Annotated in this window: 9 protein-coding genes; 8 read left to right on the forward strand and 1 reads right to left on the reverse strand. The window is 64.7% G+C overall.

Annotated features, from left to right (window positions below):
* Positions 1–144: 144 nt before the first annotated feature.
* From C8J36_RS15565 to lysS, 3 genes are all read left to right on the forward strand, one after another.
* On the forward strand, positions 145–924 hold the full coding sequence (locus tag C8J36_RS15565) for a TerC family protein (RefSeq protein WP_132536167.1): 780 nt from the start codon (positions 145–147) through the stop codon (positions 922–924).
* Between the two features lie 250 nt (positions 925–1,174).
* Positions 1,175–2,635: a glutamate--tRNA ligase gene (gltX, locus tag C8J36_RS15570; RefSeq protein WP_062595918.1), complete on the forward strand. Its 1,461-nt coding sequence runs from the start codon at positions 1,175–1,177 to the stop codon at positions 2,633–2,635.
* Positions 2,636–2,846: 211 nt separating this feature from the next.
* Positions 2,847–4,337 carry a lysine--tRNA ligase gene (gene lysS / locus C8J36_RS15575; RefSeq protein WP_062595919.1) on the forward strand — a complete coding sequence of 497 codons (1,491 nt, stop codon included), beginning with the start codon at positions 2,847–2,849 and terminating at the stop codon, positions 4,335–4,337.
* Between the two features lie 28 nt (positions 4,338–4,365).
* Here lysS and C8J36_RS25145 read toward each other — a convergent pair whose 3' ends face one another.
* Positions 4,366–5,550: a hypothetical protein gene (locus tag C8J36_RS25145; RefSeq protein ID WP_207897513.1), complete on the reverse strand. Its 1,185-nt coding sequence runs from the start codon at positions 5,548–5,550 to the stop codon at positions 4,366–4,368.
* A gap of 276 nt (positions 5,551–5,826) precedes the next feature.
* Between C8J36_RS25145 and C8J36_RS15585 the strand changes: the two genes are divergently transcribed.
* The 5 genes from C8J36_RS15585 (at position 5,827) to C8J36_RS15605 (ending at position 12,725) form a co-directional block, all read left to right on the forward strand.
* The gene (locus C8J36_RS15585; protein WP_132536169.1) at positions 5,827–7,077 is read left to right on the forward strand and encodes an FAD-binding oxidoreductase; all 1,251 of its coding nucleotides are present in this window, start codon (positions 5,827–5,829) and stop codon (positions 7,075–7,077) included.
* 9 nt (positions 7,078–7,086) lie between these two features.
* Complete coding sequence (locus C8J36_RS15590) at positions 7,087–8,037, forward strand: nucleoside hydrolase (protein ID WP_132536171.1); 951 nt, start codon at positions 7,087–7,089, stop codon at positions 8,035–8,037.
* A gap of 68 nt (positions 8,038–8,105) precedes the next feature.
* A complete protein-coding gene (locus C8J36_RS15595) occupies positions 8,106–9,116 on the forward strand; it encodes a ligase-associated DNA damage response exonuclease (RefSeq protein ID WP_062595922.1) in 1,011 nt (336 codons plus the stop codon).
* Positions 9,116–10,753 (forward strand): cisplatin damage response ATP-dependent DNA ligase, encoded by a 1,638-nt coding sequence (locus C8J36_RS15600; RefSeq protein ID WP_132536333.1) that lies wholly within the window; start codon positions 9,116–9,118, stop codon positions 10,751–10,753. Before C8J36_RS15595 ends, C8J36_RS15600 begins: the two co-directional genes overlap by 1 nt.
* 559 nt (positions 10,754–11,312) lie before the next feature.
* Complete coding sequence (locus tag C8J36_RS15605; RefSeq protein WP_062595923.1) at positions 11,313–12,725, forward strand: efflux transporter outer membrane subunit; 1,413 nt, start codon at positions 11,313–11,315, stop codon at positions 12,723–12,725.
* Positions 12,726–12,732: the final 7 nt, after the last annotated feature.

Consider the following 12,732-nt stretch of genomic DNA (forward strand, 5'->3'; position numbering starts at 1 on the left):
TCGAGACCGGTTCGGCGTGCTGCGGGCGACTTGCCGCGTGCCGATTTCCCGTTACATGGGTAGCGTTGACGTCTGCCGCCTTGCGCAGGCACCCCGCACCAGCCTCTCAACGAGGCCACCCCTATCGAGGAAGGACCCGTCCCGATGCAGGATTTCCTGCTGCTCATGCAAGACCCAGCCGCCTGGATCGCGCTCATCACGCTTGTCGTCATGGAAGTCGTGCTCGGCATCGACAACCTGATCTTCATCTCCATTCTGACGAACAAGCTGCCGCCCGAGAACCGCGACAAGGCCCGCAAGATCGGCATCGGCCTGGCTCTCATCATGCGCCTCGGCCTGCTCTTCGCCATCGCCTGGATCGTCAAGCTCGACTCCGACCTCTTCACGATCTTCGGCATGGGCTTCTCCGGCAAGGATCTGATCCTCATCGCCGGCGGTATCTTCCTCGTCTGGAAGGCCACGAAGGAAATCCACCATTCGGTAGACACCGAGGATCACAAGGAAGATCTCGTCGGTGCCGGCAAGAACGTCGTGCAGATGACCTTCGGTGCGGCGATCGGCCAGATCCTCATCCTCGACCTCGTCTTCTCGATCGACAGCATCATCACGGCCGTCGGCATGACGCCGCACGTGCCGATCATGTTCATTGCCGTCATCACCGCCGTGACGGTCATGCTTCTGGCCGCCACGCCGCTCGCCAACTTCATCGAGAAGAACCCGACCATCGTCATGCTGGCGCTCGCCTTCCTGCTGATGATCGGCGGTACGCTGATCGTCGAAGGCTTCGGCGTTCACGTGCCCAAGGGCTACATCTACGCGGCCATGGCCTTCTCGGCCGGCGTCGAGGCGCTGAACATGTTCTCGCGCCGCAAGCGGGAGCGGGAACGCGCCGCCAAGGCCGGCGTGGTCCCGACGCGCCACTGATCGCTCGGATGGCATGGATGACCTGACGAAGAGGGCCTGGCAGAATCTGCCGGGCCCTTTCCTCGCCTCAGGTCCGCCGCGCACGGCCTCCGCCTTGACGTGCGGCGGGGAATATGGTCTCACGCCCGCGATTGAAGACAGCCGGCCGCGCCCTCGAGGCGCTTGGTCGCGTGTCTTAGCCTTCGAAGGCCGGGGCCAGTGCGGCGGCGCTTGCCCGGAAACGCCAGCAGCACGCCAACAGGCCGAGATCATGACAGACACACCAGTCCGGGTGCGCATCGCTCCCTCCCCCACCGGCGAACCGCATGTCGGCACGGCCTATATCGCGCTGTTCAACTATCTCTTCGCCAAGAAGAACAACGGCACCTTCATCCTGCGGATCGAGGACACGGACGCCACGCGCTCGACGCCGGAGTTCGAAGCCAAGGTGCTCGATGCGCTGAAATGGTGCGGGCTCGAATGGTCCGAAGGCCCGGATATCGGCGGCCCCTACGGCCCCTACCGCCAGTCCGACCGCAAGGACATCTACAAGCCCTATGTCGAGAAGATCGTCGATGCCGGCCACGGTTTCCGCTGCTTCTGCACCTCCGAGCGTCTTGCGGAAATGCGCGAGGCGCAGCGCGCTGCCGGCAAGCCGCCGAAATATGACGGCCTCTGCCTGCATCTGAGCGCCGAGGAAGTGACCCGCCGCGTGGATGGCGGCGAGCCCCATGTGGTGCGCATGAAGATCCCGACCGAAGGCGTCTGTTCCTTCGTCGATGGCGTCTACGGGCCCGTGGAAATTCCGTGGGATGCCGTCGACATGCAGGTCCTGCTCAAGGCCGACGGCATGCCGACCTACCATATGGCAAACGTGGTTGACGACCATCTGATGCGCATCACCCATGTGGCGCGCGGCGAGGAATGGCTGTCCTCTGTCCCCAAGCACATCCTGCTCTATCGCTATCTCGGCCTCGAGCCGCCGGTGTTCATGCATCTCTCGCTGATGCGCAATGCCGACAAGTCGAAGCTCTCCAAGCGCAAGAACCCGACATCGATCTCCTACTATTCCGCGCTTGGCTATCTGCCGGAAGCGCTGATGAACTTCCTCGGCCTGTTCTTCATCCAGATCGCCGAAGGCGAGGAGATGCTGACCATGGCGCAGCTGACCGAGCATTTCGATCCGGAGAACCTGTCGAAGGCCGGCGCGATCTTCGACGTGCAGAAGCTCGACTGGCTGAACGGTCGCTGGCTGCGCGAGGGGATTTCGGAAGAAGACTTCGTCGGCCGCGTGTTGGCCTGGGCCATGGAGAACGGCCGGATCAAGGAAGGCCTGCGCCTCTCCCAGTCCCGCATTTCCAAGCTGGGCGACCTGCCCGACCTCGCGGGCTTCCTGCTGAAGGCCGATCTCGGGCTCGACGCTTCCTCCTTCGCCAAGGTGAAGACCTCGCCGGAGGAACTGGTCGAGATCTTCAAGACGGTGCAGCCGGATCTCGAAACCATCGTCGAGTGGAACGCGGAATCGGTGGAAGCCGAATTGCGCGCCAGCTCGGACCGGATGGGCAAGAAGCTGAAAGTGGTGCTCGCGCCGCTCTTCATCGCCATCTCCGGTTCGTCGCGCTCTCTGCCCCTGTTCGACAGCATGGCCATCCTCGGCCGCTCCGTCGTGCGCCAGCGCCTGAAAGTCGCGGGTCAGGTGGTTGCGGCGATGGCGGCCAACGCCGGGAAGTAACCCAAGGGCCGGGAAGTAGCCCAAGTAAAGGCAGCCCCCTCATCCGCCTGCCGGCACCTTCTCCCCGCTTGGCAAGGGCGAAGAGACAAGCGGCACCCATGAGGCCCCAATAGAGGCACGTCCCTCTCCCCGCGAGCGGGGAGGGCCTAGGGTAAGGGGCGACGCTACCGATCATCATTATCGCGGCCTTGCCGCCACAGGACAGGCAACCATGACCGAAAAGCTCGACACCGCCCTCTCCTCCGACGTCACCGAAGTCCGCGCGCAGAAGCTGAAGCTGCTGCGCGAGCAGATCGGCGATGTCTATCCCGCGCATTTCCACCGGACCATCACCAACGGCGACCTTGCGGAGAAATACGAAGGGCTGGAGCCGGATGCCGTGACCGAGGATGTGGTCACCGTTGCCGGCCGCGTCTTCTCGTCGCGCAATTCCGGCATGTTCATGGATATCCGCGATGCCGGGGCTAAGATCCAGATCTTCTCGCACAAGGACACGACGCCCGAGGCAGCGCGCGCTCTGCTGCCGATGGTCGATATCGGCGACATCATCGGCGTCACCGGCGTCGTGCGCCGCACCAAGCGCGGCGAGCTGACGATCAACGCCCAAGAGATCACCATGCTGACCAAGGCGCTCCTGCCCATGCCGGAGAAGTGGCACGGCCTTTCCGATATCGAGCTGCGCTATCGCAAGCGGCACCTCGACATTCTCACCAACGAGGATTCGAAGCTCCGCTTCCAGCAGCGCGCCCGCATCATCTCCGGCATCCGCCGCTTCATGGAGGAAGACGGCTTCATGGAGGTCGAAACCCCCATGCTGCACTCCGTCTATGGCGGGGCGACCGCCGAGCCCTTCAAGACACACCACAACACGCTCAAGCTCGACATGTACCTGCGCATCGCGCCGGAGCTGTTCCTCAAGCGCACGCTGGTCTCGGGTCTTGCCGACAAGGTTTTCGAGGTCAATCGCAACTTCCGCAATGAAGGCGTCTCCACCCGGCACAATCCGGAATTCACGATGATGGAGTGCTACTGGGCCTATGCCGACTACGAGGACATCATGGATCTCGTGGAGCGCCTGTTCTCCTCGCTCGCCATGGCCATCCACGGCACGACGGACGTGACCTTCGGCGACAAGACCCTCTCGTTTGCAGGCCCGTTCAAGCGCGTCCCCATGCCGGATGCGGTGAAAGAGGTGACCGGCATCGATTTCCTCGCCATCAAGACGGACGAGGACGCCCGCGCCGCCGCCAAGGCAGCCGGCTTCGAGGTCGAGAAGGACTGGACCTGGGGCGAATGCCTCGCCTTCATCTTCGAGGAAAAGGTGGAGGGAACGCTGGTGCAGCCGAGTCACGTCACGCATTTCCCGAAGGACATTTCGCCTTTTGCCAAGGAAGTACCGGGCGAGCCGCGTCTGGTCGAACGTTTCGAGACCTATTGCAACGCCTGGGAAGTCGGCAACGCGTTTTCAGAGCTGAACGATCCGGAAGAACAGCGTCGCCGCATGGTGGAACAGCTGGAGCAGGCCCATGCCCGCGGCGAGAAGGAAAAGCAGCTGGATGACGATTTTCTCGATGCGATCGACCAGGGCATGCCGCCCGCAGGCGGTCTCGGCATTGGCGTCGATCGTCTCGTGATGCTCCTGACCAACGCTCCGTCGATCCGCGACGTCATCCTCTTTCCGGCCCGCCGCAAGGCAGACTGAAGACTTCACCTCGCAATCACCGGCGCCATCAATGCGTGGCGCCGGTCTCCTCGGTCGTCACCTCATGCGGCACGGCCGCTTCATGGGCGGGCTCGGGAGCCTCGGGCGCGTGTTCGGCGGCGCCTAGCGGAGATGCCTTCGTCACCTGTGACGCGTCTTCGGCAGCCGGACCATGCGCCTCCGCCTTCGCATTTTCCGTCTTCGAGCCTGCCTCTTGGCCGGCCTCGTGGCCTGCCTCCTGGCCGGCATCGTGACCTGCCTCGGGGACCGTCACGGCCTGCTCGGCGGGTGCATGCTCGGTTGTTGCCGCAGGCGGTGCGGAGGTGTCCCCGCCCATGCCCGGGATCATCGCAGTCACGGTTGCAAACCATCCGCCCTTTGCCGCAGGCTCCTCTTCCCCTTCCGGGGAGACCTCATGGCCGGACGCGTCGGCGGCAGCGGCTGGTTCATGCCCGTCCGAAGGCTTGGCATCGGCTTCGGCGGCTTCACCATGTCCTTCGGCAGCTTCGCCCTTCGCGTCCGCGGCCTCTCCGTGGCCTTCGGCGGGCGCAGCCTTCCCTTCGGCCGCGCTCTCGCCATGTCCGCTGGCGGGCTTGCCATGTGCTCCGCCCGTATCGCCCTCGACGGGGGCGGACGAATCGGCCACCAGCGTCTCGCAATCGGTGCGGTCGGTCATTTCGGTCAAAGCCGTGCGGATATCCTCGGGTGAGAGCGTCTTGCGCTCGCCATAGAACAGCCCCACGGGATTGGCCCTGCCATCGGCGTAGCGCGCGATAAAGGGTTGGTCCATGTCCGGCAGCTTCGTCGGGTCCGGCGCAAACAGCACCTCGGCGCCAATGGCCGCGCCGCGAAGATTGGCCCGTCCCTCGGGCCCCGCGCGGTCGAGCACGACGACCTGATAGAGATCCGCCTTCTCCGCCTTTGCCAGCACGCCGGCGACGCGAAGCGCGGTGCGCACCCGCTCGATGCCGTCGACGCTGTCGGTCCGGACATATTTGCGCAGCCAGCGCTGACCACCGCGATTGAGCTTGATGAAATCGGTCGTGGTGCAGGCGACGCCCGAAGGCGGGGAGGCCTTCACCTCCGCAACCGCATCCGAAAGGAGACCGCTCTGCAGCGCGTAGGCGCCACCACCGCCCGCCACGAGGAGACAGGCGGCCGCGCCGATGAGACGCTTCTTCGACAGCCGGACTTTCAGGGAAATGCCTTTCACCTCAGCCGCTCCATACCCGATCACGTGCTCCAACGGCCTGCCAGCGGCAGACATCCTGCCCGGACCGTAAACGAACGGGGTTGAGGAAGCTTTAATCCGAACCGGTCGCGTGCCCGGCGACGCGATGCGAAAAACCGCGCCGCCGCGTCTTTGCCCTTGATTGCCGATGGCCGGATGGCGCATGACCGTGGGCAGCGACGGGGACGTCTGCCGCACACCGGCAACGCGGCCCCTCCGGGTTTTCGAACGGAATCCAAGAGCATCGGACAGGACGGCATGGCACGGATCGGGATAGTGGGCGGCGGCATCATCGGTTGCGCAACGGCGATCCATCTGATCGCGCGGGGCCATGACGTTACGGTCTTCGAACAGGATGCGGCCGGCCTTCCCGCCTCCGTCGGCAATGCCGGCATCATGGCCATTCCGGAAATCGACCCGATCGCCCGACCGGACATGCTGATGTCCGCACCGCGCTGGCTTGCTGATCCGCTCGGTCCGCTGACACTGCGCTGGAGCGACCTCCCTGCCCTCACCCCCTGGCTGCTTGCCTTCCTGCGCTCGGCCCGCCCGGCACAGGCCGCCCGCACCCGCACCGCCCTGCTCGGCCTGATGCGCACGGTGCTCTATGATCACAGGCACCTTGCCGAGATGGCCTGCCTCGTGGACCCCGTGCAGCACACCGGCGCCATGACGATCTTCGATGCGCAGACATCGCTCGACGCGGCCTTCCGCCATGAAAGCGAAACGGCAAAACTCCTCGGCTTTGCCGTCGAGCGCCTGAGCCCCACGGAGGTGCGCACGCGCATTCCCGCCCTCGAAGGTTCGCTGGCGGGCGGCATCTTTTCCGCCGGCTACCACACCTTCCGCCATCCCGAGACCTTTTTGCGCGCGCTCCAGGCGCAGCTGCGCGACCGGGCGACCTTCACCGAGGCGGGCATCGCCGCGGTGCGACCGGGTGCGGACGGCATCACCCTCATCACGTCTTCGGGCGTGCGCCATACCTTCGACAAGGCCGTGATCGCCGCCGGCGTCTGGTCGCGCGACCTCGTGCGCGGCCTCGGGCTGCGCGTCTCGCTGGAAACCGAGCGCGGCTACAACACGACCTTCGCCGATCCCAAGGTGACGCTGCCCATGCCGATCTTCTTTTCCGAGCACGGCTTCTGCGCCACGCCCTTCGACAATGCGCTGCGGGTCGGCGGGGCGGTGGAACTGGCACGGCCGGATGCGCCGGCAAATTTCGCCCGCGCCAAGGCGATGCGCACGAAGATGCGCCGCTACGTGCCGGCTTTGCCCGAAACAGGCGGCACGGAGTGGATGGGCCGACGTCCCTCGACGCCCGACAGCCTGCCGGTGATCGGCCTCAGCCCGAACGATCCGCGCATTGCGCTGGCCTTTGGCCACGGCCATCTCGGCCTGACGCTTTCGGCCACCACCGGCCGGCTCGTCGCGGATCTCTTCGACCAGGGCGAGCAGCCGGCGCTCGCGCCATTCAGCATCCGCCGCTTCCAGCGCGGCCAGAAGACCTGAGGAAGCATCATGCACAAAGTCATTTTCGATACCGATCCCGGCGTGGACGACGCCATGGCGCTGCTCTTCCTGCACCAGCACCCCGACATCGACCTTCTCGGCATCACCACCATCTTCGGCAATGCCTCGATCGAGACGACGACCCGCAACGCCCTGTTCCTGAAAAGCGCATGGGACATTCCGGCACCGGTCGCCAAGGGCGTGGCGGAGACGATCGACCCCGCCCGCGCCCATGTCGGCTGGCCGGTGATGATCCACGGCCATGACGGGCTCGGCAATATCGGTGTGCCCGACACGGTAGACGGCGAGCCCGACGCGCGTCCCGCCCATCGCTTCATCATCGACACGGTGCGCGCCCATCCCGGCGAGGTCACGCTGGTCGCCGTCGGACGCATGACCAATCTTGCCCGGGCGCTGGCCGAGGAGCCCGAGATCGTCTCTCTGGTCAAGGCCGTGGTCATTATGGGCGGCGCCTTCGATGTCGCCGGCAACATCACGCCGGCCGCCGAGGCCAATATCCATGGCGACCCGGAAGCCGCCGACATCGTGATGGGTGCGGCCTGGCCCGTGACCGTCATCGGCCTCGACGTGACGATGAAGACGGTCATGACCCGTCCGGCCCTGGCCGAAATCGCCGCCGCCTCGGGACCGCGCGCAAAGCTACTCGCCGAAATCTCGGATTTCTACATCGATTTCTACGCCCATATCGTCGAGGACGGCATGGTGGTGCACGACAGCTGCGCCTGCGTCTATGTCGTCGCGCCCGAGCTCTTCACCACGCGCACCGGTGCGATCCGCGTCGTCTGCGGCGGCATTGCCGACGGCCAGACCATCCAGAAGGCCGATGGCCGCTCTTTCCCGCCAAGCCCCTGGGACGGCCTGCCGAGCCAGACCGTCTGCACGGATATCGATGCCGACGCCGTCATGGCGGTGATCACGGAAACGCTGTCGCGCGCCTGACGCGCAGACAGCAAAGAATCCCGGCCGTCTCTCTGGCGGCCGGCTTCGGTCCGGCTATCTAGAGGAAGATGAAACCGGAAACGCTGCTCTATCCCACGCCCAAGGGCCTGTTTTGCGAAGCGGGCGGCTTTTACATCGATCCGGTACATCCGGTCGACAAGGCGCTGATCACCCATGGCCATGCAGACCACGCCCGCTCCGGCCATGGCGAGGTGCTGGCGACGCGGGAGACGCTGGAAATCATGGCGATCCGCTACGGCGCCGATTTCTGCCGCCAGTCGCAGGAGGCAGCGCTCGGCGAGACGATGACGATCGGCGATGTGACCGTCAGCTTCCATCCGGCCGGCCATGTTCTCGGCTCCGCGCAGATCGCGGTCAGCCGCGGCGGAACGAAGATCGTCGTCTCCGGCGACTATAAACGCCGCCGCGACCCGACATGCCTCCCTTTCGAGCCGGTCCCCTGCGACGTCTTCATCACGGAGGCGACCTTCGGCCTGCCCGTCTTCCATCATCCGCCGGATGCGGACGAAGTCGGCAAACTGCTCACCTCCCTGCGCCAGTTTCCCGAGCGCGCCCATCTGGTCGGCGCCTATGCGCTCGGCAAGGCCCAGCGCGTGATCATGCTGCTGCGCGAAGCCGGCTATCACGAGCCGATCTATATTCATGGCGCGCTCGTCAAGCTCTGCGACTACTATCTCTCCAAGGGCATTCCGCTCGGCGAACTCCGCCCGGCAACCGTGACCGCGAAGGAGAAGCCGGCCTTTGCGGGCGCCGTCGTCATCGGCCCGCCCTCGGCCTTTGCCGACAAATGGGCCCGCCGTTTCCCAGACCCGATTCCGATCTTCGCCTCCGGCTGGATGCTCGTGCGCCAGCGGGCCAAGCAGCGCGGCGTCGAACTGCCGATCATCATCTCGGACCATTGCGATTGGGCGGAACTGACCGACACCATTCGCGAAATCCGCCCGGGACAGGTGTGGGTGACCCATGGGCGCGAGGAAGCGCTGGTCCGCTGGTGCGAGCTGGAAGGCATCAAGGCCCGACCGCTGCATCTGGTGGGCTATGACGACGAGGGCGAATGATGCGGGATTTTGCCGAACTCTTGGACCGCCTCGTCCTCACCCCCTCGCGCAACGCGAAGATCCGGCTGCTGACCGACTATTTCCGCACGGCACCCGATCCCGATCGCGGTTATGCGCTTGCGGCCCTGGCAGGCACGCTGACGCTCTCGACGGTGAAGCCGAACGTGCTGCGCCAGCTGATGCTGGAGCGGATGGACCCGATCCTCTTCCAGTATTCCTACGATTACGTGGGAGACCTCGCCGAGACCATCTCGCTCGTCTGGGAAGGCACCGAGCCGGATGAGGCCGAGGTCGGCGATCTTTCGCTCGGATCGATCGTCGAGAAGCTGCAGTCGGTCGGTCGCGCGGATGTCCGCAGCCTCGTGCGCAGCCTGCTCGACCGGCTCGACGGCTCCAGCCGCTTCGCCTTCCTCAAGCTCATCACCGGCTCCATGCGCATCGGCGTTTCGTCGCGGCTCGTCAAGCAGGCGCTGGGCGAGATGGGCACGGTCGATGTCACCGAGATCGAAACCCTCTGGCACGGCCTGCTGCCGCCTTATGTCGAGCTTTTCGCCTGGCTCGACGGCCATTCCGGTCGTCCCGAACTGACCATGCCGGCCGTATTCCACTCCGTCATGCTGGCAACGCCGGTGGGCGACAAGGACCTCGACAATCTCGACCCTGCCGATTTCGTGGCGGAATGGAAGTGGGACGGCATCCGCGTCCAGCTCGCCAACCTCTCGGGCACGCGCCGGCTCTATTCCCGCAGCGGCGACGATATCTCCGGCGCCTTTCCCGACATCCTCGAAGCCGTGGATTTCGAGGGCGTCATCGATGGCGAGCTGCTGGTCGGGGGCACGCTGCGCTCCAATCAGGCGACGCGCAGCTTTTCCGACCTGCAGCAGCGCCTGAACCGCAAGACGGTTACGCGCAAGACCATCGAGGAATACCCGGCCTTCCTGCGCGGCTACGATCTCCTGTTCGACGGCCCCCGCGACATGCGCCCGGAACCCTTCGACGTCAGGCGCGAAGCGCTGGCAAGGCTGATCGCCACCACCCCGCCACTCCATTTCGACCTGTCCCCGCTCGTTCCCTTCTCGTCCTGGGAGGAACTCGACCAACTGAGGACAGCGCCGCCCGATCCTGTCATCGAGGGGATCATGCTGAAACGCCGCGATTCGCTCTATACGCCGGGACGGATGAAGGGGCCGTGGTTCAAGTGGAAGCGCGAGCCCTACAACATCGATGCTGTGCTGATGTATGCCCAGCGCGGTCACGGCAAACGATCGAGCTATTATTCCGACTTCACCTTCGGCGTCTGGACCCCCAGCGACAAGGGCGACATCCTCGTACCCGTGGGCAAGGCCTATTTCGGTTTCACCGATGCCGAACTCGAAGTGCTCGATCGCTATGTCCGCAACAATACCATCGAGCGGTTCGGCCCGGTGCGCTCGGTTCGGGCCGAACCCGACCAGGGCTTCGTGGTCGAAGTGGCCTTCGAGGGCATCGCCTTCTCCTCCCGCCACAAATCGGGCGTCGCCATGCGGTTTCCCCGCATCTCGCGACTGCGCACCGACAAGCTGCCGCGGGATGCCGACCGGCTGGAGACACTGGTCTCGATGATCGACGCAGGCGCTCCGGTGAGCGACGAGATGTGAGACCGAGTGCGGCAATGCAACCGCATTTTTCGCGCAGACCCTGTCGGGAAATTGTTCCCCTCGTGCAGAATATTTGCCGCCGTCTTCACGTCCGGCGCGAGATCGACCGTGGTTTGCCCGGAACGATGTCCCTGGCGCGTCCGCTCGCACCGGCGATCTCACCCTGCCGGACAGCGCCCCATAAGCCGTCTTGAAAGACAACACAATTCGGGCAGGACGCGATACTTACGGCCGATACCCGCTTGAAATGGTCGGAACGACCATCATCAAAACGGTTAGTGCGTGAATACGGAAAACGAATGGGCGATCTCTGTCGCGGATTGGGACAAGTCCAAGATCATTAGATAAATCAATATCTTAGATAGAGCGCATTAAAAGCGCACCGCCAGTGCTACCTTGCGCGAAGCTGGAGAAGCGTGGCATGCGGGGAACACTTTCACACAATAATGCGGAAGGCCCTCAGCTTTGGGATTGTTTCCTCGCTTAGAGTGATGAACATGCTAAAGACCACGTGTGAATCATTCGTTACCGGCGCATAACCTGCCGGATGGGGACCCTTATGAAGATTGCCCAAGCGCTCCTTCCCATGAGCATGCTCCTGCTGTCCGGATGCGTGGTGGGTCCGGATTACAAGACGCCCGCCGACAACCTGCCCGCCAAATTCTCCAAGGCCGATGCCCCTGCAGCGAACGTCACCCTGAACCCCTGGTGGCAGAGCTTCCGCGATAAGAAGCTGGACAGCCTCGTCGCGCAGGGCATGAACCAGAACCTTGACGTCCAGCAGTCGATCGAGCGCATCATCCAGGCGCGCGCCAATGTCGTGATCGCCGGCGCCGATGCGCTTCCCGCGCTGAACGGCAGCGCATCCGGCAATGTGCAGGGCTCGGACGGTTCCTACCTGCGTCGGACGTCTGGCATCAGCCACACCGAAACCAAGTCGCTCGACAGCGGTCTCGGCGCGTCCTGGCTGCTCGACCTCTTCGGCCAGTATCGCCGGGCGCGCGAAAGCGCCACCGCTTCGCTCGACGCCGCCTACAACAACGTCAACGTAGCCCGTCTCGCTTATCTCTCCGATCTCGTGACGTCCTACATCGACGCCCGCTACAACCAGGAAGCCTTGGCGCTGGCCCGGTTGAGCCTGTCCTCGCGGCGCGAGACGTTGAAGCTGACCAACGACATCCGCAGCGCCGGCGCCGCATCGAGCCTCGATGTCGTGCAGGCCGAGGGCCTCGTAAATTCCACGCTCGCCGAGCTCCCGGCCTACGAGACCGGCTTCCATCAGGCAGCCAACCATATCGCCACGCTTCTCGGTCTTCCCGCGACCTCCGTCACTGCCGAGCTGACGCGCGGCAAGGCGCAGCCCTGGCCGAAGTTCAACACCAAGGTCGGCGTTCCCGCCGATCTCGTGCGCAATCGTCCCGACATCCGCGTCGCCGAGCGGCAGCTGGCCGCCGCGACCGCCGATATCGGCGTTGCCGAGGCGCAGCTCTATCCGAGCCTGTCGCTCAGCGGCTCGATCAATGCCGGCCGCACGTTCGGCAATGCCGTGACCGGCAACCTGACGAGCTGGTCCTTCGGCCCGACGCTCGATGTTCCGATCTTCAACGGCGGCCGCCTGCGCGCCAATGTCGAGGCGCAGCGCTCCGCCGCGCAGGAACAGTATCTCGCCTGGAAGCAGACCGTTCTCAACGGCATCGAAGAAGTCGAGAACGCGATGATCGCGCTGCGCAAGAACTATGAGACGGTGTCGGCACTTCGCAGGGTCGTCGCCTCCTCGGAACAGGCTCTCGGCCTCGCCCGTGAAAGCTATCGCGGTGGTGCGACCTCGCTGCTCGACGTGCTCGACGCCGAACGCACGCTGTCCGACAGCCGCATCCAGCTGGCAGCCGCCATCCGCAGCCTTGCTTCCAACTACGTTGCCCTCAACGTCGCCCTCGGCGGCGGCTCCGGCATCGAAGTCGCAACGAAGTAAGCAACCA

This window comes from Rhizobium sp. PP-F2F-G48, assembly GCF_004342335.1.
In the GTDB taxonomy this organism is placed as follows: domain Bacteria; phylum Pseudomonadota; class Alphaproteobacteria; order Rhizobiales; family Rhizobiaceae; genus Ferranicluibacter.

Bases quoted from the DNA above. Each gene is read 5' to 3' on its own strand.
- C8J36_RS15565 (WP_132536167.1), top strand. From the start codon at position 145: ATGCAGGATTTCCTGCTGCTCATGCAAGACCCAGCCGCCTGGATCGCG.
- gltX (WP_062595918.1), top strand. From the start codon at position 1,175: ATGACAGACACACCAGTCCGGGTGCGCATCGCTCCCTCCCCCACCGGC.
- lysS (WP_062595919.1), top strand. From the start codon at position 2,847: ATGACCGAAAAGCTCGACACCGCCCTCTCCTCCGACGTCACCGAAGTC.
- C8J36_RS15585 (WP_132536169.1), top strand. From the start codon at position 5,827: ATGGCACGGATCGGGATAGTGGGCGGCGGCATCATCGGTTGCGCAACG.
- C8J36_RS15590 (WP_132536171.1), top strand. From the start codon at position 7,087: ATGCACAAAGTCATTTTCGATACCGATCCCGGCGTGGACGACGCCATG.
- C8J36_RS15595 (WP_062595922.1), top strand. From the start codon at position 8,106: ATGAAACCGGAAACGCTGCTCTATCCCACGCCCAAGGGCCTGTTTTGC.
- C8J36_RS15600 (WP_132536333.1), top strand. From the start codon at position 9,116: ATGCGGGATTTTGCCGAACTCTTGGACCGCCTCGTCCTCACCCCCTCG.
- C8J36_RS15605 (WP_062595923.1), top strand. From the start codon at position 11,313: ATGAAGATTGCCCAAGCGCTCCTTCCCATGAGCATGCTCCTGCTGTCC.